We start from the raw sequence: 19,625 nt of genomic DNA, 5'->3' as shown, positions 1-19,625 counted from the left end.
GTTTCGATGACGCGAACAGGTAGACCCGCAGAAGGATCGTGGACCGAGCACTACCCCGAATTGGGAACTGGGCCGGTCTCCTTCAAAGACTCCACTTCTGAAGAGTTCTACAACCTCGAGCGTGAGGCAATTTTCAAAAAAGCGTGGCTCAACGTCGCACGGGTCGAGGAGCTGCCCCGCGCCGGCAGCTACCTGACCAAAGAGATCGAAGTCGTCGGTATCTCCGTGATCGTGGTCAAGGGTAAAGACGACCAGATCCGCGCCTTCTACAACGTATGCAGGCACCGCGGAAACAAGCTGGTGTGGAACGACTTTCCCGGTGACGAGACTCGTGGCACCTGCCGCCAGTTCACCTGCAAGTACCACGGTTGGCGTTACGACCTGCACGGCGCGCTCACCTTTGTCCAGCAGCAGTCCGAGTTCTTCGACCTCGATCCAGCCGACTACGGCCTGCGACCCGTGCCGTGCGACGTGTGGAATGGCTTCATATTCATCAACTTCGACCCCGAGCCTCGGCAGAGCCTTCGCGAATTCCTCGGGCCCATGATCACCGGGCTCGACGACTACCCGTTCGGCACGCTGACCGAGCGATACGAGTGGGTGGCGCACAACAACAGCAACTGGAAGATTTTTGCCGACGCGTTCCAGGAGTACTACCACGTGCCATCTCTGCACTCACAGCAGATTCCCGCCGAGGTGCGCGACCCCAACGCCGGTTTCACCTGCGGCCATTTTCAACTCGACGGACCCCACAGATTGGTGTCCACTGCGGGCCGGCGCCGATGGCTGCTGCCACCCGAGTACATGTACCCGATCGAGCGAGCCACTCGCAGCGGACTTGTCGGGCCGTGGCGCACTCCGGATATCGGGGAACTCCCCGCAGGCCTCAACCCCGGCGGCATCGAACCCTGGGGAATCAGCAACTTCCAGATCTTTCCCAACACCGAAATCCTCATCTACGGCGGCTGGTACCTGCTCTACCGTTACTGGCCGACGTCGCATAACACGCACCGATTCGAGGCCTTCACCTACTTCAATCCGGCCCGCAACGTGCGGGAGCGTGTCGAACACGAAGTCGCATCGGTGGTGCTCAAAGAATTCGCTTTGCAGGATGCGGGCATGCTCGGCGGAACGCAGGCCGCACTGGAATACGGCATCGTCGACGACTTTCCGCTCAACGACCAGGAAATTCTGGTCCGCCACCTGCACAAGGTAGTCGTCGATTGGGTGGAGGCCCATCGGCGCGACCACGCTGCGGTACGGGTGTGACGATGGGAGAGAGTCTGCTGCCCAGCGCCTTCGCCGAATTCGAGGACTTCGCTCAGATCTGGTGTCTGGCAACCGAAACCGAGCGGTGGAATGCTCGTGTCAACTCCTCCATGGCTGACCTCCACGACTTTTACGACGCATTCTTCCCGCGTCTGGAAGAGGCCATCGAGTACTGCGACAAGTTTCCCCTCGAGGATTTGCCTGACGACGTCCTGCATCTGTTGCAGCTGATCTACTCGTTGATCATGGTCGCCATGGCCGTGGAGATCATGCACCAACCCGCTCCGGTCGACGCCGCCGACGCGGTCATGATCCGCACCGGGGAGCCATTCCCGTGACCACTCTGCCGGCTTTCGTCAAGGAGCATCGATGAGCCTTCTCACCATCACCAAACTCACCGAATCCGTCGGTGCCGAAGTGATCGGTCTCGACCCAGCCGCGTTGGGGGGTGAGGATCCGGTCGGCGAGGCCCTGCTGGATGCGTTGGAGCGCAACGGTGTTCTGGTGTTTCGTGGGCTGCGACTCGATCCGGAGGCTCAGGTCGAATTCTGCCGGCGGCTCGGCGACATCGACCATTCCTCCGATGGGCACCATCCCGTGGCAGGCATCTACCCGATCACGCTGGACAAGTCCAAGAACGCCTCGGCGGCCTACCTGAAAGCGACCTTCGACTGGCACATCGACGGCTGCACGCCGCTGGGGGAGGAATGCCCGCAAAAGGCCACCGTGCTCTCCGCGGTCCAGGTTGCCGATTGGGGTGGGGAAACCGAATTCGCCAACTCCTATGCGGCCTACGACGCACTCACCGAGCAGGAGAAGGAGCGGTTCGGGGCATTGCGTGTCGTGCATTCGTTGGAGGCATCCCAACGTCGAGTACACCCCGACCCCACGCGCGAGCAGGTAGAGCGCTGGCGTGCGCGGCGTAATCACGAGCACCCGTTGGTCTGGACCCATCGAAGCGGGCGAAAGTCATTGGTGCTCGGTGCCTCCGCCGACTACGTCGTCGGCATGGACGTCGATCAGGGTCGGGCGTTGCTCGACGAGCTCCTCGAGCGAGCCACGTTGCCGGACAAGGTCTACAGCCACTCGTGGTCTGTAGGCGACACCGTGATCTGGGATAACCAGGGCGTGCTGCATCGTGCCGCTCCGTACGACCCCGAGTCTCAGCGCGAGATGCTTCGCACCACCGTCCTCGGCGACGAGCCGATTCAGTAGAGGGGAAACGTCGTGGCCAAAGCACTGCTATTTGTCGAAAGCAAACCCGTATCACCGGACCAGGTCGAGGAATACCACGCGTGGCACGAGAGCACACACATCCCTGAGATGCTCAGCCTTGACGGCTTCATGTCCGCGCGACGCTGGCAAGCCGACGATGGGGAATCCTTCGTTACGCTCTACGAGATCGACACCGATGTCCAGACTGCCCGCGCGAACCTCAAAGCCGCACTGCAAGCCGGTCGGATGTCCAGGCCTGAGGTGGTGCAGTTGCAACCGCCTCCGGTTCAGCGCTACCTGACGTTCGTGGGTGAAACCCTCGCGTAAAGCGCCCTCCTTCGCCCGGCGCCGCCGCCGACAGCTCATTGGCATTCAGGGCGAATCGCTCGTTGGTGCTGTTTCCATCGGTGTACAGCATTGAACCGATCAGTCCGATGACGGCCATCGTGCAGGCGTTGAGCGCGTGGTACCACGATCGGTTCGCCGGCTGATTTATCGACCGGCATCCGGTTGGTGCCCCCGACTTGCAACTCTTGGCGGCCGATTTCTGCCACCATGACACTGGCGAGACCTGTAGCACACCCTGCCCAGACGCATCACCGCAGCGATAACGACTATCCAAAGGAACCCCAACTGATGTCCTGGCAAATGATCCTGTTCCTTTTCTCGGCCGTGATCGCGGCGCTCATCTTCGGCGGGTCCGCGATCGCTTCGTTTGTTGTCGCGCCCCGCGCGGGAGAACGTAAGGTCAGGCGATTCCGCGGAACTGGAGTCGCGGCAGTAGTTTTCGGTGTCGGCGTCATGTTCCTGCTTCTCGGCTGTTTCACGATCGTCGGCACCCGGCAGATCGCGATTCAGACCAGCTTCGGCCGGCCGACCGGTGTCGCGCTGAACAACGGGCTCCATGCCAAGATGCCGTGGACGATCACACACGAGATGGACGGCGCGATCCAGATCGACAAATACGTTGGCAATGACCAGATTTTGATCCGGCTCGGCAACTCGTCGACTGCCAAGGCTGATGTCTCGATCCGCTGGCAGCTGAAGCAGGGCGCAGCACCTGAGCTCTATCAGCAGTACAAGACGTTCGACAACGTGCGCGTCAACCTGGTCGAGCGAAACCTCGCCGTGGCGTTGAACGAAGTGTTCGCGTCATACGATCCGCTGGCGCCGCAGAACCTGGACCGCTCACCGCTGCCTGAGCTCGCCAAGAAGGCGACCAACATCCTGCGCGGTGAAGTCGACACACAGGTGGAAATCATCGACGTCAACGTGCCGACGATCAGCTATGACCATGGCACCGAGGACAAGATCAACCAGCTCAACCAGCAGCGGGCGCAGACGTCTATCGCAGCCGAGGCGCAGAAGACCGCGGAGGCCCAGGCCAAGGCCAACGAAATAATCTCCCGCTCGATCAGCAACGACCCGAATGTCGTTGTGCAGAACTGCATCAACTCGGCCATCGCCAAAAACATCTCGCCGCTGGGCTGTTGGCCGGGCACTCCGGTTATGCCCACCGTCCCGGCCAGGTAACGATGATTGCGGTCCATGGCCAAGAAATCCGATTGCCGGTAGTTCGTCCGGCAGGCCCGCGCTAGCCGTCGCCGGGTGGGTAGCAGCTCACTGCGGCGGTGACTATTTCAGCATGCTGCCGGCATCGATCGTCATAGTCAGCCCGGTGACGTATCGGGATTCGTCGGATGCCAAGAAGAGCACGGCGTAGCTGATGTCGACGGGTTCGACCCAGCCAACGGGTAGGACGTGCATGAATTTTGCTGCCGCTGCCAGATCGTCTGGACCTGGGTTTTCCAGGTCGGGTCGAAATAGCCTTTTGGTGCCTTCGTTCATGAACATCGGCGTATTCACATTGGTGGGGTGAATCGAGTTGACGCGGATGCAATGTTGCCCCAGCTCGACGGCAAACGTCCGCATGAGGCCGACTACACCGTGCTTGGCGGCGATGTAGTGGCCAGTGTGGGGGTAGGCCTTGAGGCCGCCGACCGAACTGGTCAAGATGATCGAACCGCCTTGTCCTTGTGAAACAAGGTGCGGGACAGCCGCTTTGACGGTTTTCCAGACTCCGGACAGGTTGACATCGATCATGTCGGCCCAGTCGGTTTCACTGGTGCGGTCCAGTGTATGGCCGCCGTTGCCGATTCCGGCGTTTGCGCAGACGATGTCGAGTCGTCCGAGCTGTTCAACTCCGCTGTCAATCGCGGACGCGAGTGCGGTGTAGTCACGCACGTCGACCTCGGCGGTGACGATGCGCCGGTTGAATTGTTTGACGAGATCGGCGGTTTCGGCGAGATCGTCCGGTGTCGCCGGCGCGATCTGAGTGTTGCTGCTGACCGGACCGCAGATGTCGAGAGCGATGATGTCGGCACCTTCCTCGGCCAGATGCAGTGCGTGGCTACGTCCCTGGCCGCGCGCCGCGCCAGTGATGACGGCGACTTTGCCCTCTACTCGTCCTGCCATGTTTCACCTTCGCTTCAGCAGTTCTCCGTCGCGCGCTCGCCACCCGTCTCGAACCGCTCGGCAAGCTCGTTGATTTGATCGATCGATCAGGAACAATGGCATTTACCATTCGCGGTGTCAACCCGCCGGCCGAGACGAGAGGGGAGCGTCGGGGCGTGCAGTCGATCCCTATGGTCGCAAAACGCCGGATTTCACCGCGAGAACGTGCTAACTACGGATCGTTGCCGCTGGCGTGGTGAGCATGTCGATGTGCTGCTCGACCAGCGCGCGTAGTTCGTCGTGTCCTGCGTCCATGCCGATGGCGGCTTCGTTGCCGAGGCTTCGCGCGGTCTGGGCGATGAGCATCGCGATAGCGACGGGCGGATAGGTGCCGAGATCCTTTCCGCTGGCGCGTAGCACCATCGTCGCGGCGGCGGTCTCAATGTCGCGGACGCGTTCGGCGTAGGCCCTGAGTTCAGCACCAATTGCTTTGCGGTGGTTGGCCAAAGCAACAAACTCGGTGTTGAGAACGGTGCGGCGCGAATCGCTGTTGAGCTGCCAAAGCGCATGCAGTGGATTGTCCTCGGTCAATGCGGCTCGCATCTGTTCCAGCGCGACTTCGGCGCCTGCCCGCAGAACCGCCAGGAACAGATCGTCCATAGTCGGGAAGTAGTAGTAGACGAGCGCCTGTTTCACACCCGCACGCGCGGCTATCTGCCGCGAGGTCGCCGACGCATACCCCTCTTCGTGCATGATCTGCGCCGCCGCTTCCATCAAGCGCAGTCGCGTCGCGCGCTCGTCGGCCTTCGGCTTCCGCGACGTGGTCACCCGGTCATCCCCGGCACCATGCTTGACCGCCGCCGACACTGCGTGATAGGCATGCTGCACCTTAGCAGTTTGATCGATCGATCAAAAACGAGGCTCGGACCGACGAGGAGGACGATGTCCACCGATCAACGCGTACGCGTGGACCCGCGACTGTGCGAAGCACACGCTCTGTGTATCGAGCTGGCCCCCGAGGTTTTCGACCTCGGTGATGACGTGGCTCGCTGCGACGAGACACCCGATGACAGCTATCGCGAAGCAGTCGACGCCGCAGTGGCGGCATGCCCTCGCCAAGCGATCGCCTGGGTCGATCAGTGACCGGCACTGATCTTCACCCTCGACCGGTGGAAGGCCGCTGACCATGACTCAACTGGCAGGCATCGACTACTTCGCCAACGCTGAGATCGCGCAGGATCCTTACGCCTACTGGGATTACCTTCGCAGTCAGGGGCCGGTGGTGCGCGAGCGGCGTTACGGGGTCGTCGCCGTGACGGGTTACGCAGAGGTGCATGCGGCGTTCAAGGACGTCGACGCCTTCTCCGCGGTCAACGCGATCGGTGGGCCGTTTCCGCCGCTTCCGTTCACCCCCGAAGGTGACGACATCAGCGAACTGATCGAGGCCCATCGTCATCAATTCCCCATCTTCGAGCACATGGTGGTCATGGATCCACCCGAGCATGAGAAGGCACGGTCTTTGTTGGGGCGGCTGCTGACACCGAAACGCTTGCAGGAGAACGAAGAATACATCTGGGACCTTGCGGACAAACAATTCGATGAGTTCATCGGCAACGGCCGGTGCGAGTTCCTTGGCGAGTACGGCAAACCCTTTGCGACGTTGGCCATCGCCGACCTGCTCGGCGTCCCGGACGAAGACCGCCCGAAGCTGCGTCGCCACCTCGGAGCGGGTGAATCTCCAGGGCACGTCGGAGCTCTCGATCAGACACCGGTCGGCAGCAATCCGCTGCGTTATCTCGACGGTCTCTTCAGCGATTACATTGCCGCCCGGCGCAACGCCCCCGGCGACGACGTCCTGAGTGGTCTGGCCTCGGCCACCTACCCAGACGGTTCCGTGCCGTCGCTACTCGACGTGGTGCGGCCGGCTACCTTCCTGTTCGGCGCAGGGCAGGAAACCGTGACGAAACTCCTCAGTTCGGCGCTGCGGGTGCTCTGCGACCAGCCGGGCCTGCAGGACCAGCTTCGCGCGGACCGAAGCCTCGTCGGGCCGTTCATCGAAGAGGCCCTTCGTTTTGAAAGCCCGACCAAGGTCGACTTCCGGCTCGCGCGCAAATCCACCACCCTGGCGGGGGTGCCCATCAAGGCCGGAACCGTCCTGATGCTCTGCCTGGGTGCTGCCAACCGGGATCCGCGAAAATTCGACGACCCGAACGTGTTTGATATCCACCGCAAGAACGTCCGCGAACACATCGCCTTCGGCCGAGGCATTCACACGTGCGCGGGCGCACCGCTGGCTCGAGTCGAAGGGCGCGTCACCATCAACCGCTTACTTGACCGCATGAGTGATATCCGTATCAGCGAGGCCAAACACGGCCCAGCGAACAATCGCACCTACCACTACGAGCCCACCTTTCTTTTGCGCGGGCTCACCGAATTGCACATCGAATTCTCGTCCAACCATTGAGCGCTCCGAATGCCGAAGCGCGTGCTGTCACACCTCGCGACGCTCGGTAACGTTACTGCGCCAGCTTCGAAAGGTCTGGGCACGAGGCTCTTTGGGGATCGACGTCAACCAGACAGCTTGGTGGTGGCGTCACCGTCGACGGCGTCCGCTCGCAACGCGCGGCGCGGTTGCCTGCGACGATCGAGCCGAATGTCCTTCCGTGAGGCGAAAGACCGCACGCTCGAGAACGGGAAGGATGTCCGTCACGGCGATCTCGCCAGCGGTGAAGCGGCCCACGAGGCCGTACACCAGGCTGCTGATGACGGCATCGAGGTCGGCGATCAGCTCGTCGTCGGCGCCGGCGAGTGCGCCCAGAAACACGGGTACAGCCATATCTAGGCCGTGCCGTACAAGTTGCTGGCCGCCCGGTGCTGCGCGAGCGCGGAAGTAGGCTTTGAGCATGCCAGGGTGTTGCTCCCATGGGTGGAAGATGGTGCGCAACAACCGCATTACGCCGTCGTACAGGGAATCGCCGGGTCCCGGTGACTGATCCGACAGGGCGGCGAAGCGGTACTGGTCCATCCAGGCTTGCACGGCTGTGGCAATGAGTTCTTCGCGGTTCGAGTAGCGCTTGTAGATGGTCGCCATCGACGTCTGGGACAGACGTGCGACGTCACGAAGCTGAACGGCGTCATAGCCGTCGTCCTCCAGGATTCTCACGACCGTGCTCAGAATGCGGTCATCGCGCCAATTCTTCTGCGCTGGACCATCGTTGCGATTCGCCATCGTTCACACCCCCCTTGCCCCTAGCGAGTAACACGGTTACTGTAGTCGCAGTAACACGGTTACTGACATTACTGCGCCGGCAACCGGCGCGCGCATCGAACCGAGCGAGGACCAATGGGCCATCTGGACGGCAAAGTCGCGTTTATCACCGGGGTCGCGCGCGGTCAGGGCCGCAGCCATGCGATTCGACTTGCCCGTGAAGGGGCCAACATTGTCGGCGTGGATGTTTGCGCTGACATCGAGGCCAACCACTATCCGTTGGCAAGCCACGACGAGCTCAGCGAAACGGTCAATCTGGTCGAGGCCGAGGGCGGCAAGATTTTGGCCTCGGTCGCCGACGTGCGGGATTTCGGTCAGGTCAAAGCCGCTGTAGACGCCGGCGTCGAGCACTTCGGACGGCTCGACATCGTCTTGGCCAACGCCGGAATCGCACCGGTCGCTTTCCGCGAACTCAGCATCGACGAAGAACTAGCGCAGTGGCGAGCGGTCATGGGGGTGAACCTCGATGGCGCCTATCATGCGGCGCAGGCCACGATTCCACACCTGCTGACCGGCAACCGAGGCGGCGTCATCATTTTCACCAGTTCCACCGCGGGACTGAAAGGGTTCGGCGGAATGCAGGGCGGTGGTTTGGGTTATTCAGCGTCCAAACACGGCATCGTCGGATTGATGCGTACGCTGGCAAATGCATTGGCGCCGGCGAATATTCGGGTCAACACCGTGCACCCGACCGCGGTGAACACGATGATGGCGGTGAATCCGGCGATGACTGAGTTCTTGGAGAACTACCCCGGCGCGGGTGGCCACTTGCAGAACCCGCTGCCGGTAGAGATGCTCGAACCCTCCGACATCAGCGCCGCCATCGCCTACCTGGTCTCCGATGAAGCCAAGTACGTGACCGGGGTGACATTCCCCGTCGATGCTGGGTTCTGCAACAAGCTATGAGCAACAACGCACTTGGCGGTCATGGCCGTGCCGGCGACCGCGTGACCGGTAAGCGAGTTCTGGTCACTGGGGCGGCACGGGGCATGGGACGCAGTCATGCGGTGCGGCTGGCCGAGGAGGGCGCCGATCTCATCCTTCTCGACATCTGCGCGTCGCTCCCGGAGTTGGAATATCCGCTGGCGTCGCGCGAGGATCTCGACGAAACAGCTCGTCTGGTCGAAAAACACGGCGGCCGGGCAGTAACGCACGTGGCCGACATCCGAGACGCAGATGCGCTGACCGCCGCCGTCGCCGCGGGTGTGGAGGAGCTAGGTGGACTCGACGCTGCGGTAGCCAACGCAGGTGTGCTGACCGTCGGAACGTGGGACGCAACGACATCGGCGCAGTGGCGCACGGTGGTCGACGTCAATCTCATCGGCACATGGAACACTTGTGCCGCCGCATTACCGCATCTGGTCGGCGCCGGCGGCAGCTTGATCCTCATCAGCTCCTCCGCGGGGCTCAAAGGCACCCCACTGCATCTGCCCTACACCGCCTCCAAACATGGCGTCGTCGGACTGGCGAAGGCACTGGCCAACGAGGTTGCCGCGCAGAGTATCCGCGTCAACACCGTGCACCCCACCGGCGTCGAGACAGGGATGCGTCCAGAGTCGATGCAGACCATTTTGGCTCGAGATCGCCCAGACCTGATCCCGATCTTCATGAACGCATTGCCTGCAATGCTGGCCGAGCCGGCCGACATCAGCAACGCCGTGCTCTTCCTGGTTTCCGACGAGTCCCGCATGGTGACCGGTCTGGAATTCAAAGTCGACGCCGGAGTCACCCTGAGGTGAACGCCCGCTTCCGGAGTGGAAGGCCACCACGTTGACGGCAGCCGAGGAGGACCGCGGCGAGCGCGGCCGGCGCTCGTTCGCCGACATCATGACGTTCGACCCGCCCGAGGACCGCGACCCGGCTGCGGTAGCCGGCTTGATCGACATCGTGTTCGGCGAAATCTGGACCCGCCCGAATCTGAGTAGAAGAGATCGGCGTTTCATCACCCTGGCTTGCGTGGCAGCCGCCGACGCCGAGCAACCCCTACGCGACCACGTCTACGCGGCACTCAACAGTGGCGATGTGTCGATCGCCGAAATGCGGGAAACAGTATTGCATTTCGCGGTCTACAGCGGCTGGCCGAAAGCATCCCGGTTCAATATGGCCGTTGACGAACAGTGGGAGCGTATTCACCTGGAACGCGGCGAACCGATGCCCGACGGCGAGCCGCTGCTGCCGCTGGTGACCCCGAGCGATCCAGAACAGCGTCTGCTGGCCGGTGAGCAATCCTTTCGAGACGTCAACTGCGTGCCGTTCGTGCCGATTCGCGACAACCCGTATTCGGGTGCGGGCATTCTGAACTTCGTGTTCGGCGAGATGTGGCTGCGTCCCGGCCTGGGCATCAAGGAGCGACGGCTCATCACCGTGACATGCGTGGCATTTCAGGACGCGCCGATACCGATCCTGAGTCACGTCTATGCCGCGTTGAGAAGCCGCGACATCTCCTTCGACGAAATGGACGAACTGGCATTGCATTTCGCCGCCTACTACGGATGGGCCAAAGCCTGCACCCTCACCGACGTCATCGCTGAGCAAAAGCCCCGCGTGCTCACCGAATGGGCTGCCGAAGCCCACGACGGCGCATGACCGTTTCGAGTGCGCCGGCACCACCCGCGCGAGACAAACCGATCGGCTTGCTGCTGGGCGGCGACCGCGTCACCACATCGTCGGGTGGGCTACACGAACACGTGTATCCGGCGACCGGTGAGCACAACGCGACGATAGTGCTGGCCGGGCCGGCCGAGATGGGCGACGCGGTGACAGTGGCGCGGGCCGCTCAACGCGAATGGGTGTCGTTCACCGTCGACCGCCGTCGTGATCTGCTCATCGACCTCGCCGACGCCGTGCACGAACATTTCAGCGATCTCAGTGCGCTCAACGTGCACGACTACGCGGTTCCCATCTCACTTGCCGGCAATTCGATTCTCCTGGAGAGATTTCTGCGGTACTTCGCCGGCTACGCCGACAAGCCCCATGGGCAAAGCGCCCCGGCCACTGGTTCTTTCGACATCAACCTCATCGAGCGCGAACCCTACGGCGTCGTTGGAATCATTGCCCCCTGGAACGGAGCACTTGTTGTCGCAGGCTCGTGCGTGGCTCCCGCGCTGGCCGCAGGCAACGCGGTTGTCTTCAAACCTTCCGAGCTCGCGCCGATGGCTGCACTGCGCTTCGGCGAACTGTGCCTCGAGGCCGGTCTGCCACCCGGGCTGGTCAATGTCGTTCCGGCGCAGGCAGAAGCGGGCCAAGCGCTCGTCGAGCACGCAGGCATCGGCAAGATCCATTTCACCGGCGGCGGTGCCACGGCGCGCGCAGTCCTACGGTCGGCGGCCACGAACCTGACCCCGGTCGTTGCCGAGCTCGGCGGAAAGTCGGCCACCATCGTCTTTGCCGACGCCGACCTGGACACCGCCGCCATGATCTCTGCCCACCAGGGCCCATTGATGCAGTCGGGCCAAAGCTGTGCTTGCGCAAGCCGACTGCTGATACACGACTCGGTCTATGACGCGTTCTCCGCCAAATTCCTGACCGCCGTGAGCGCCGCCGCAATCGGCGATCCTTTCGATCCGTCGGTAATGTTCGGACCCGTTGTCAGCCACGCCGCCGCCGACCGAATCCTGCAAGCGATCGACGCCGCCACCAGGGCTCCGGCCGGTGAATTACTCACCGGCGGAAAACGTATCGGTGGACAGCTGGCCCGCGGCTACTACATCGAGCCGACCGTCTTCGGAGACGTCGACAACTCCTCTGAGCTCGCCCAACTCGAGACATTCGGGCCCGTGGTCTCGTTGATTCGATTCAGCGACGACGCCGAGGCCGTGCGGATCGCCAACGACACCTCCTACGGACTCAATGCCTTCATTCACACCCGCGACCTCACTCGAGCCCACCGCGTCGCCCGCGAACTCGAAGCCGGATCGGTGTGGATCAACACGTTCAGCGACATCCAACCCCAAGGGCCTTACGGCGGCTACAAGCAGAGCGGGTTCGGGCGGACCGGCGGCATCGATGGATTGCGAGAATTCCAGCAAATCAAGAACATTCGTATCGGCATGGGGTCGGCGTGATCCGTCATCCTCCACGTGCGACAACTCAGTCGCCGCCAGCCTCTCGAGTCGTCGGCAACGAGTGTGAGGCCAGTCGCGGGTCCGGCCTCGAGAGTCAGACTCCCGCGACCGGACCCGCTAAACCGGACCTCGACGAACCTAGGTGCGCCGGACCGTACGCATCAGCGCCAGCAGGATCACCGCTCCGAAGGTCGCCGTGAACAAAGTGAACCACCAGCCACCGTTTGCGGTGTCGACCACGAAGCTCAGCAGGAAACCGCCGACCAGCGCGCCGACCACGCCAATCACGATGTCGAGCAGCAGACCTTCTCGGGACTTCATGATCATCGATGCCAGCCAACCCGCCAGGGCGCCGATGATGATGTAGCCGATCCAGCCGACGCTGGTCACGGTGGTGGAGCGGGCCAAGAGCTCGGTTACCGCCAAATCAGTCGTCATCTCGTTTACCTCTCGTCATGGCGTCGTACCTGTTCGACGCATGACATCAGGCAACACCCTTTAGGGGGGTCCGGCTACACCCCTGGGGGGGTAAGTTCGCACGATGTCGCCTTCAACGAACCGCCCGATCACCGTCGCGCTTGTCGACGATTACGACGTGGTGGTCAAGGGGGTGGCAAACATGTTCGACAACTACCGCGACCGGATTGTGGTCGCCGAACTGGACGCCTCGGTGGGGGTCAAAGACTCGGTCGATATCGCGCTGTACGACTCGTTCGCCCAGCCCGAGACCGATGACCACGAGATCGCCACGCTGATCACCAACCCCCGCGCCCGACGTGTTGTGGTCTACACCTGGAATTTTCACCCCGACCTGATCGCCAGTGCGCGCGAGCACGGAGCCCACGGCTATCTGTCGAAGACCCTGCCGGCGCGGGAGCTCGTCGCGGCCCTCGAAGCCGTCCATGCCGGGGAGTTGGTGATCAGCGAGCCCGCTCCACGGGCACGCAGCGCCCTGGGCCTCGACTGGCCGGGTCGCACGGAGGGACTCAGCGACCGCGAATCCGAGGTCCTGGCCTTGATCACCCAGGGCAAAAGCAATGCTGACGTCGCCCGACTGACCTACCTGAGCCCCAACACCGTCAAGTCCTACATCCGCAGCATCTACCGCAAGATCAACGCCGGGAGTCGCACTCAAGCCGTCCTGTGGGGCGTCCAGCACGGCTTCACTCCCGACCATCACCGCATCGACCACTGGAAAGGCGGACCCTGACCTCAGTTCCTGTTCAGGGTCGGGCACCGGTTGAAACGAAGGCACACAGCGGTGCCGTCACTGCGGCCATGCATGCTGCATTCGTCAGCGAGGCCGTGCATCAGCATGAGTCCGCGCCCGCGACGGGCGTTGATGGCAGCGCGGTCAGGTTCGATCCAACTGCCGTGGTCAGTGACGCAAATGTGCACGGTCTCCTCGACCGGGTTGTGGCTCATTTTCATGGTCATGAGACCGCTATCCGCGACAACGTGCTCGCGATATGCGTGCTCGGCGCAATTGGCCAAGGCCTCATAGGCGGCCAGGATGATGTCCATGCCGCGGTCGTCGTCCACCTGCACGGTGCTGTCGAGCCAGCGACGGAGGTGCGCTCGAAAGTCGGCTGCCGTGTCGCCGTCGGCGGGCCCGGTGTAGGCACACTGCGGCGCCTCATCGACACGGACCGATTCACTCACGTGAGGTTGGTTACCCGCCTTTCAGATGTGCAACCAGTTCGCACGGCTCGCTTCGGTCACGGTAGAGAAACCCTGGATCACGACCTCGGTGCGTTCGAACCTCCACAACGCCGTCGACGAGTCGAGCGCGTCCGGGCAAAACCGAACCAACCGTCACCCGAAGTCCTACGCTGAGCGAGTGCTTAGCAGGAAACCGGGATGATGCGATGACATCGGACGTCGTGACACACGCTGCGTCGGACCACGAGCCGAATCTGGCTCGGCCGTGGGCCGCCCATCGCCGGCGGACGTATCTGCTATTCACCGCGCTCACCGGCATCGCTTTCGTGCTCGCCGTCGCGGGAGTGGGCTTGCGGGTGCTGCCCCCGTCGTTCACGGTCGACGTCGTCGCCAACGTACTGTTCGGCGTACCGGTGATCCTGCTGCCACTGGTCTATTTCTGGACCGGCCGGGGTGAGCGTCGCCCTCGGTTGGAACGAGCGGCCGAGCTGACGTTGATCTACCTGCCCTACACCGCGGGCAGCCAACTCGGATACGAGACCATCTTCTTGATCGGACATCCCTTCAACCTGTGGACACCCACCACCGACCCGGGTTGGAAGTGGCTGTGGTGGCAGTGGGGACTGACCGACACCCGCTACACCAGTGCGAACAATTGGATCTTCGGTTTGGAGCTGGTCGGCGTCATCACAGGTGCGACACTCTTCGTCCTGTGGCTCCGGTTGATCCGACCCGAGCTTCCGACCGAATCCCGCATTCGTTGCCTGTGGCTCGCTTTCGCGGGATGCGCGATGCTGCTCAGTAGTACCGGCGTGTACTTCCTGGCTGAAGTGCGGGCCGGATTCGGCGACATCGGGCAGGGTGCGTTCGGCTTCTGGTTCAAGTTCCTCGCCGAAAACCTGCCGTTCATGATCTTGCCGCCGTTCGTGCTCTACGCGATCTACCTGCAGATCGATTATTTGACCAGGCGGGCAGGAGTGCAGGCCGCGATCTGATGGGTCGGGGCTCGAATGTCCCTGCGTGACAGGGGTTTGCGTTGAACTCTCAGCCTCGGCCTAGGTGCTCGACCTTGGCGACAAAGGGCGACGTCATCGCCCGCACCAGTGCGCCGTAACCGACTCCGAATTCGATCTCGTCACCGGCCGCGGCCGGGTGGTCGGCAAGGTCGACGATCAGGTGGTCACTGCTCATCCCGAGGATCGCGATGCCTTCGGGCGGCTGCAGACCGTCGGGGTCCACGTCTTGGCGACCGAGAGCCAGGATTGCTTGGCGCACAGTCGTATTGCCGATGCGGTCCGGCACCTCGCCGAAGGCGCCCTGAGCGCGATCGCCCCAGGGTCGGGCCGGCTTTACAGCGACCTCGATGACTTCGGCGGTCAGTGTGAACGCGTCGGTGTGCAGGCCTGGGATCGGTGTCCGGTATAGCGGGTCGACGCCGAGAAGGATGGCCTCACCGAGTCGCAACTCGTCGATCCGGCCGACGTCGTGGGTATGCAGGGCCCAGCTCAGATTCGCCGAGTTGCCGCCTGAGACGACGTCGAGCGAAATCCCTTGATGTGATTCGATATCCTCCACGAGCCCAGTGAGAATGCCCATGTTCCGGTCGTCGGGAATGACGCCGTTCTGGCACGCCAGGTTGGCGCCCAGCCCGGCGAGCCGCAGCGAGGAGTGGCACAGTACGGCCCGCACGGCGTCGGCGATATCGCCGAGTGCGATGCCCTCGCGTAGGTCGCCCAACTCGACCATGAGCACGACGGCGTGCGTCCGATTCTGTTGGGACGCAGCCTGATCGAGCGCCGCCAACACAACCGCGTCGGTGTTGAGGCTGACGTCGGCAACGTCGACCACCTGCGTGACCTGGCTGAGCATCGGTGAGCGGATCAGTGTGCGTGACGGTAATCGATCGAGCTCGGCCAGCCGCTGCAGATTCGGCACCCGGGAATCGCCGAGGCCGCGCGCGCCGCCGCGTAACATCGCCGCACCGACTCCCGGCGAGCCCAGCACGGCCTTGGTGATTCCGGTGACTCGAATACCCTGTGAGTCAAGACGATCGACCAGGGTGCGCGTGTTCTGCTCGACCTTGTCGAGGTCGGTCTCCAGCCGAAGCGTCACACCGGGGTTGTCGTGCGGGCCGTCACCGCGAGCGCGGGGAAGGCCGTCAGCACCATGTCAACCAGATCCGACGAGGGGCGCGTCAGGGGGTCGGTGACCGGAATGCCCAGCTGCGAACGATGTTCGGAGATCGCGTTGGTCAGCTCGTCTTCGGTCATCTCTTCGTGGTTGATCGTGACCCCGATGACACGCGTGTCGGCGAACGCCTCGATCAAGGCGATCTCGCTGGCCGCGGTCGGCATTGCCACCATGGGAAAATCGCCGAGCATGGTGCGCTTCGGTGCGTGCTGCACGATCACGCCCGCCGGGCGGCTGCCACGCAGGATGTGAGCGGACGTGATGTACGCCGGGTGGCTGAGTGCGCCCTGACCCTCGACGACGATCACATCGGGGTCCTCGCCCTCGAAAGCGGCGACGACCTGATGCTCGACCTCGCCCGAGCAGAACTGGGGGACCAGGGCATCCAGCGCGACACCGTACTTCCCGCCCTGGATCAAGGTGGTCTGACCGGTGCCGACCATGACCGCTTTGATGCCGTACGCGTTCAGCGCCTGCACCAACAAAGTGGCGGTGGTGCGCTTACCGATCGCGCCGTCGGTCCCCAGGATCGCGATTCTGGGGCATGTCACATCGAAGATCCGGCCGGAGAACAGATGCAGGTCGCGCTTGGCTTTCGGTCGGCGCACATCGGTGATGGTGACGCCGGCGATCACGGCTGCCGCCACGAACTCGGCGTCGTCGTTCAGGAATTCGTGCAAACCGTTGATGATGTGCATCCCGCGGGCAATGCCGTCGAGCAACACGATCCGCTGCTCGTTCGAGAGCAGGCCGTCGGCGGGTGCCAGCCCACAGATCAGGTAGTCCGGTACCCGGCCGGCGTGCGCGAGGGCCTCGGCGAGCGACGCCAGCACCGGGATGCCGTTCGCGGTGCCGTCGAGGAGCTTCCCGGCGTCGCCTCCGGCTCGGAGGCTGTCGATGACGCTGAGAATGTCGTACTTCTCGGAGTGCCTGACCAGGCCATTGGCGGTTTTGCCGTCCTGCTCGCCGAACTGGCCTTCGCAGTAAACGATTGCGCTGGAACCCGCGGGAAGTGGGAAAGAAGCTGCCGGAAGGTTGCACTCGCAGGGTTCGTACGAGTCGAGAGCAGGATTGCCATGGGCGGGGGAGGGCATAGGTTCCTCTGAGAAGTCTCAGAGAAGGCGACGGGATCGTGGCGGGGCGTGAAGCCCAACGTTCAGCGAGTGATCTGCCCTGAGGGCCGGCAAGATTACCGGCATGTTAACTGTACCCGATGGTCCGAGGCGGGCTGGCCAATCGCGCCAACCAGGCTGGAGCGGCTCCACGACGGGTTGCCGACACTTACGCCTCGGATCTCAACGGCCGGGGAACTCGGCCGGCGAATGCGAAAGAGCCTACGCGCCTGCCCCTTTCAATTTATAGCTGACAGGGGGGCTTGCGGCAAGACCCCGGTGATGACGCAAAATCGCTGCCCACGAGTTCATTACGAGGGCAAGCGGGTGGGAAGTGAGTGCTCAAATGGCCGGCGGCGGGCAGTTGGACCGCAAGACCGCAACGGCTTGGGTTCGAGACATGTTGCGCGAGCGGTTCGACGACGGGCTGGCGGTTGAAAGATTTGCCCGGCCGGCCAAAGGGATCGCCTACATCCGCCCGATGGTCCATTCCCACCACAAGCTGATCGGATCACGATGACACTTACGCCGGAACCTTTCCAAGTGCACGAATCCGGTGCACTTCTGCACGGCACCAAAGCGGATCTTGCAGTAGGGGATTGGCTGTTGCCGGGTATGCCGTCGAACTATGAAGAGGGACGCATCTCGAACCACGTGTACATGACGCAGACCCTGGATGCGGCCGCGTGGGGTGCCGAGATGGCGCCCGGCGACGGTGCATGCCGCATCTACATCGTGGAACCGCAAGGCGTCATCGAGGACGACCCCAACGTCACCGACAAGAAGCTTCCAGGAAATCCGACCCGATCGTTCCGAACCCGCGAGCCGGTGCGGGTGGTTGGCGAGCTCTCCGACTGGGTCGGGCACTCACCCGAGCAGCTCGACACGATGCGGGCCACGCTGGCCGACCTTCGGCGCCGTGGACTCGCGATCATCTACGACTAGGCCGTAGCCGTTGCAGCTCGAGCAGTGAGAGGCGAGCCACAGATTGGCCGGTGCCCCAGAGGGGTATCTAGCGACTCATATATGGATGCTGCAGCCCATTGGCGTCCTGGCCCGCGTACCAGGGAGATCGTCGTGGAATCTTCAATCGTTGGAACATCGGATCGGTTGCCGTCGTACGACGAGTTGTTGCGCGAGTTCAAGATTGCCTTGAATCGGGTGCTGTCCGGATCGACCATGCCGCCCGGTCGCGCACTCCCTGACGGGCCGCTGACGTCCGCCCTGCTGGATATCGCCTACGCCGCCCGCGAAGGCAGACCGACGAACTATCTGGTCTCGCGGGCCTGCTTCCAGTTCGCGCAATTCGCCGCTACGCAGGAAGCGAAGGCGCCGGCGACAACGGGTCGCCACCTCAAGGTCGTCGTCACGTAGATCCCTAGGCCGGACCCGTCGGCGGGACCGGCAGGACCGGCGCTCGCCGAAGGGTCAGCGTCCGAGCTTGTGAGCGGCGTAGTCGGCCGCCTGGTCGGTCATGCCGTTGGTCTTGTAGGCGCTGTGGGCGGCGCGGCTGAAGCCCTCGCCCGACGAGCAGACCGGGTCCTGCGGGGTGCAGAGGTCGAGAGTCTTACCGGCGTAGGCCGGGCCAATCGTGATCGGCGGGGCGTCGCGGTCGACCAGGTTCAGGAACCCGTTGGACGGCTTGCCGAACAGCGTGACCGCGGCGACATGCGGGGCGACGTTCGGCGGCAACGGTCCGGAGATGCCCGCGGGGAGCTCGTAACCCGGTGGAACGCTGTCCGAGGTGATGTACGCGGCGATCGCCGCACCCTGCGAGTAGCCGCCGAGCACGATCTTGGTGGCGGGGCAGGTGTTGACGGTGTCGAGCACCTTGTTGGCGGCATCGGCCACGCCGTCGGCGGCCTGCCCGAAGCTCAGCGAGGCGGGGTAATTCACGCCGTACACGTCGACCGACCGGCCGGTGAGGCGACCGGTGAGGGCGTCGGCGAATTCCTGTCCGACCACTCCGGGGCCGGGCGGCTCGAGGGTGCCGCGGGCGAAGATGACCTCGACGTCGGGGCACTGCCCATCGGCGGCGGCCTTGCTGATCGCGGGCGTGGTGATCGCCGCGGCGTACAGCAGTGTCAGGACCGCGGCCCATTGCAGCAACTTGGTCATCGACTGCGCGCACCATCCCAGTGGCGCGATGCCAAAGCGGGTCGAGTCATGCACGGTGAGGCCTTTCGTTCAAAGCGAGGTCGCATTTCGCAGCGTATTTGGTGGAAGAGTCCACCGCAGCGCGGACTTTGGCGTCGATGCCATTGGTCATCTTGATATCCCGTGGTCGCACTGGTCAAACTCAGCTGGTTGCAACGTCGCGAACGGCGCCGTTCATTCCGGGTGGGGTGGCGGTCAGGGAAACTGCAGGTGACCGATGAGACGTCAAGCCCG

General features: G+C 63.2%; 24 protein-coding genes. 16 read left to right on the top strand and 8 right to left on the bottom strand.

Annotated features, from left to right (window positions below; all coding sequences use genetic code 11):
• The first annotated feature begins 6 nt into the window (after nucleotides 1-6).
• From ACZYW1_RS04145 to ACZYW1_RS04125, 5 genes are all read left to right on the top strand, one after another.
• Complete coding sequence (locus ACZYW1_RS04145; protein WP_463783503.1) at nucleotides 7-1,269, top strand: aromatic ring-hydroxylating oxygenase subunit alpha; 1,263 nt, start codon at nucleotides 7-9, stop codon at nucleotides 1,267-1,269.
• Nucleotides 1,270-1,271: 2 nt separating this feature from the next.
• Nucleotides 1,272-1,607: a hypothetical protein gene (locus ACZYW1_RS04140; RefSeq protein ID WP_463783501.1), complete on the top strand. Its 336-nt coding sequence runs from the start codon at nucleotides 1,272-1,274 to the stop codon at nucleotides 1,605-1,607.
• A gap of 31 nt (nucleotides 1,608-1,638) precedes the next feature.
• Nucleotides 1,639-2,484 carry a TauD/TfdA dioxygenase family protein gene (locus tag ACZYW1_RS04135; RefSeq protein WP_463783499.1) on the top strand — a complete coding sequence of 282 codons (846 nt, stop codon included), beginning with the start codon at nucleotides 1,639-1,641 and terminating at the stop codon, nucleotides 2,482-2,484.
• Nucleotides 2,485-2,496: 12 nt separating this feature from the next.
• Entirely contained in the window at nucleotides 2,497-2,811 is a 315-nt protein-coding gene (locus ACZYW1_RS04130; RefSeq protein WP_463783497.1) for a hypothetical protein, read from the top strand.
• Between the two features lie 309 nt (nucleotides 2,812-3,120).
• A complete protein-coding gene (locus tag ACZYW1_RS04125) occupies nucleotides 3,121-4,017 on the top strand; it encodes an SPFH domain-containing protein (protein ID WP_463787673.1) in 897 nt (298 codons plus the stop codon).
• Between the two features lie 102 nt (nucleotides 4,018-4,119).
• Here the strand turns inward: ACZYW1_RS04125 and ACZYW1_RS04120 are convergent, their stop codons facing one another.
• Together ACZYW1_RS04120 and ACZYW1_RS04115 are read right to left on the bottom strand one after the other, a co-directional pair.
• On the bottom strand, nucleotides 4,120-4,959 hold the full coding sequence (locus tag ACZYW1_RS04120) for a mycofactocin-coupled SDR family oxidoreductase (RefSeq protein WP_463783495.1): 840 nt from the start codon (nucleotides 4,957-4,959) through the stop codon (nucleotides 4,120-4,122).
• Nucleotides 4,960-5,166: 207 nt separating this feature from the next.
• Nucleotides 5,167-5,715 carry a TetR/AcrR family transcriptional regulator gene (locus ACZYW1_RS04115; protein WP_463787672.1) on the bottom strand — a complete coding sequence of 183 codons (549 nt, stop codon included), beginning with the start codon at nucleotides 5,713-5,715 and terminating at the stop codon, nucleotides 5,167-5,169.
• A gap of 165 nt (nucleotides 5,716-5,880) precedes the next feature.
• Here ACZYW1_RS04115 and ACZYW1_RS04110 point away from each other — a divergent pair, with 165 nt between their 5' ends.
• Both ACZYW1_RS04110 and ACZYW1_RS04105 read left to right on the top strand, forming a co-directional pair.
• On the top strand, nucleotides 5,881-6,081 hold the full coding sequence (locus ACZYW1_RS04110) for a ferredoxin (protein ID WP_463783494.1): 201 nt from the start codon (nucleotides 5,881-5,883) through the stop codon (nucleotides 6,079-6,081).
• Nucleotides 6,082-6,124: 43 nt separating this feature from the next.
• Nucleotides 6,125-7,402 (top strand): cytochrome P450, encoded by a 1,278-nt coding sequence (locus ACZYW1_RS04105; protein WP_463783492.1) that lies wholly within the window; start codon nucleotides 6,125-6,127, stop codon nucleotides 7,400-7,402.
• Between the two features lie 129 nt (nucleotides 7,403-7,531).
• Here the strand turns inward: ACZYW1_RS04105 and ACZYW1_RS04100 are convergent, their stop codons facing one another.
• The gene (locus tag ACZYW1_RS04100; protein WP_463783490.1) at nucleotides 7,532-8,167 is read right to left on the bottom strand and encodes a TetR/AcrR family transcriptional regulator; all 636 of its coding nucleotides are present in this window, start codon (nucleotides 8,165-8,167) and stop codon (nucleotides 7,532-7,534) included.
• Nucleotides 8,168-8,281: 114 nt separating this feature from the next.
• On the opposite strand from ACZYW1_RS04100, the gene ACZYW1_RS04095 reads away from it, so the two are divergent.
• From ACZYW1_RS04095 to ACZYW1_RS04080, 4 genes are all read left to right on the top strand, one after another.
• A complete protein-coding gene (locus ACZYW1_RS04095; RefSeq protein ID WP_463783488.1) occupies nucleotides 8,282-9,112 on the top strand; it encodes a mycofactocin-coupled SDR family oxidoreductase in 831 nt (276 codons plus the stop codon).
• Nucleotides 9,109-9,945: a mycofactocin-coupled SDR family oxidoreductase gene (locus ACZYW1_RS04090; RefSeq protein ID WP_463783486.1), complete on the top strand. Its 837-nt coding sequence runs from the start codon at nucleotides 9,109-9,111 to the stop codon at nucleotides 9,943-9,945. The genes ACZYW1_RS04095 and ACZYW1_RS04090 overlap by 4 nt, the downstream gene beginning before the upstream one ends.
• Nucleotides 9,946-10,033: 88 nt before the next feature.
• Nucleotides 10,034-10,792, top strand: coding sequence for a carboxymuconolactone decarboxylase family protein (locus ACZYW1_RS04085; protein WP_463787671.1), 759 nt, complete (start codon nucleotides 10,034-10,036; stop codon nucleotides 10,790-10,792).
• Nucleotides 10,789-12,270 carry an aldehyde dehydrogenase family protein gene (locus ACZYW1_RS04080; RefSeq protein ID WP_463783485.1) on the top strand — a complete coding sequence of 494 codons (1,482 nt, stop codon included), beginning with the start codon at nucleotides 10,789-10,791 and terminating at the stop codon, nucleotides 12,268-12,270. The genes ACZYW1_RS04085 and ACZYW1_RS04080 overlap by 4 nt, the downstream gene beginning before the upstream one ends.
• A gap of 138 nt (nucleotides 12,271-12,408) precedes the next feature.
• Here the strand turns inward: ACZYW1_RS04080 and ACZYW1_RS04075 are convergent, their stop codons facing one another.
• Nucleotides 12,409-12,708 (bottom strand): GlsB/YeaQ/YmgE family stress response membrane protein, encoded by a 300-nt coding sequence (locus tag ACZYW1_RS04075; RefSeq protein WP_463783484.1) that lies wholly within the window; start codon nucleotides 12,706-12,708, stop codon nucleotides 12,409-12,411.
• 103 nt (nucleotides 12,709-12,811) lie between these two features.
• On the opposite strand from ACZYW1_RS04075, the gene ACZYW1_RS04070 reads away from it, so the two are divergent.
• The gene (locus ACZYW1_RS04070; protein ID WP_463783483.1) at nucleotides 12,812-13,480 is read left to right on the top strand and encodes a LuxR C-terminal-related transcriptional regulator; all 669 of its coding nucleotides are present in this window, start codon (nucleotides 12,812-12,814) and stop codon (nucleotides 13,478-13,480) included.
• A 2-nt stretch (nucleotides 13,481-13,482) separates the two neighbouring features.
• Here the strand turns inward: ACZYW1_RS04070 and ACZYW1_RS04065 are convergent, their stop codons facing one another.
• Entirely contained in the window at nucleotides 13,483-13,932 is a 450-nt protein-coding gene (locus ACZYW1_RS04065) for an ATP-binding protein (RefSeq protein ID WP_463783481.1), read from the bottom strand.
• A 206-nt stretch (nucleotides 13,933-14,138) separates the two neighbouring features.
• Here ACZYW1_RS04065 and ACZYW1_RS04060 point away from each other — a divergent pair, with 206 nt between their 5' ends.
• Nucleotides 14,139-14,927, top strand: a complete 789-nt coding sequence (locus ACZYW1_RS04060) for an emopamil-binding protein (RefSeq protein WP_463783479.1) — start codon at nucleotides 14,139-14,141, stop codon at nucleotides 14,925-14,927.
• A 49-nt stretch (nucleotides 14,928-14,976) separates the two neighbouring features.
• Here ACZYW1_RS04060 and ACZYW1_RS04055 read toward each other — a convergent pair whose 3' ends face one another.
• Both ACZYW1_RS04055 and ACZYW1_RS04050 read right to left on the bottom strand, forming a co-directional pair.
• Entirely contained in the window at nucleotides 14,977-16,044 is a 1,068-nt protein-coding gene (locus tag ACZYW1_RS04055; protein ID WP_463783478.1) for an alanine/ornithine racemase family PLP-dependent enzyme, read from the bottom strand.
• Nucleotides 16,041-17,216: a DUF1611 domain-containing protein gene (locus ACZYW1_RS04050; RefSeq protein WP_463783477.1), complete on the bottom strand. Its 1,176-nt coding sequence runs from the start codon at nucleotides 17,214-17,216 to the stop codon at nucleotides 16,041-16,043. The genes ACZYW1_RS04055 and ACZYW1_RS04050 overlap by 4 nt, the downstream gene beginning before the upstream one ends.
• A 352-nt stretch (nucleotides 17,217-17,568) precedes the next feature.
• On the opposite strand from ACZYW1_RS04050, the gene ACZYW1_RS04045 reads away from it, so the two are divergent.
• The 3 genes from ACZYW1_RS04045 (at nucleotide 17,569) to ACZYW1_RS04035 (ending at nucleotide 18,608) form a co-directional block, all read left to right on the top strand.
• Complete coding sequence (locus tag ACZYW1_RS04045) at nucleotides 17,569-17,754, top strand: hypothetical protein (protein ID WP_463783475.1); 186 nt, start codon at nucleotides 17,569-17,571, stop codon at nucleotides 17,752-17,754.
• Nucleotides 17,751-18,179, top strand: a complete 429-nt coding sequence (gene arr / locus ACZYW1_RS04040) for an NAD(+)--rifampin ADP-ribosyltransferase (protein ID WP_463783474.1) — start codon at nucleotides 17,751-17,753, stop codon at nucleotides 18,177-18,179. The genes ACZYW1_RS04045 and arr overlap by 4 nt, the downstream gene beginning before the upstream one ends.
• A 132-nt stretch (nucleotides 18,180-18,311) precedes the next feature.
• Complete coding sequence (locus tag ACZYW1_RS04035) at nucleotides 18,312-18,608, top strand: hypothetical protein (protein WP_463783472.1); 297 nt, start codon at nucleotides 18,312-18,314, stop codon at nucleotides 18,606-18,608.
• Nucleotides 18,609-18,662: 54 nt separating this feature from the next.
• Here ACZYW1_RS04035 and ACZYW1_RS04030 read toward each other — a convergent pair whose 3' ends face one another.
• Complete coding sequence (locus ACZYW1_RS04030; protein WP_463787670.1) at nucleotides 18,663-19,352, bottom strand: cutinase family protein; 690 nt, start codon at nucleotides 19,350-19,352, stop codon at nucleotides 18,663-18,665.
• Nucleotides 19,353-19,625: the final 273 nt, after the last annotated feature.

This window comes from Mycobacterium sp. IDUB_36 (assembly GCF_055419225.1).
The sequence above is the reverse complement of the archived record's forward strand: the minus strand, read 5'-3'. Positions and strand labels throughout refer to the sequence as shown.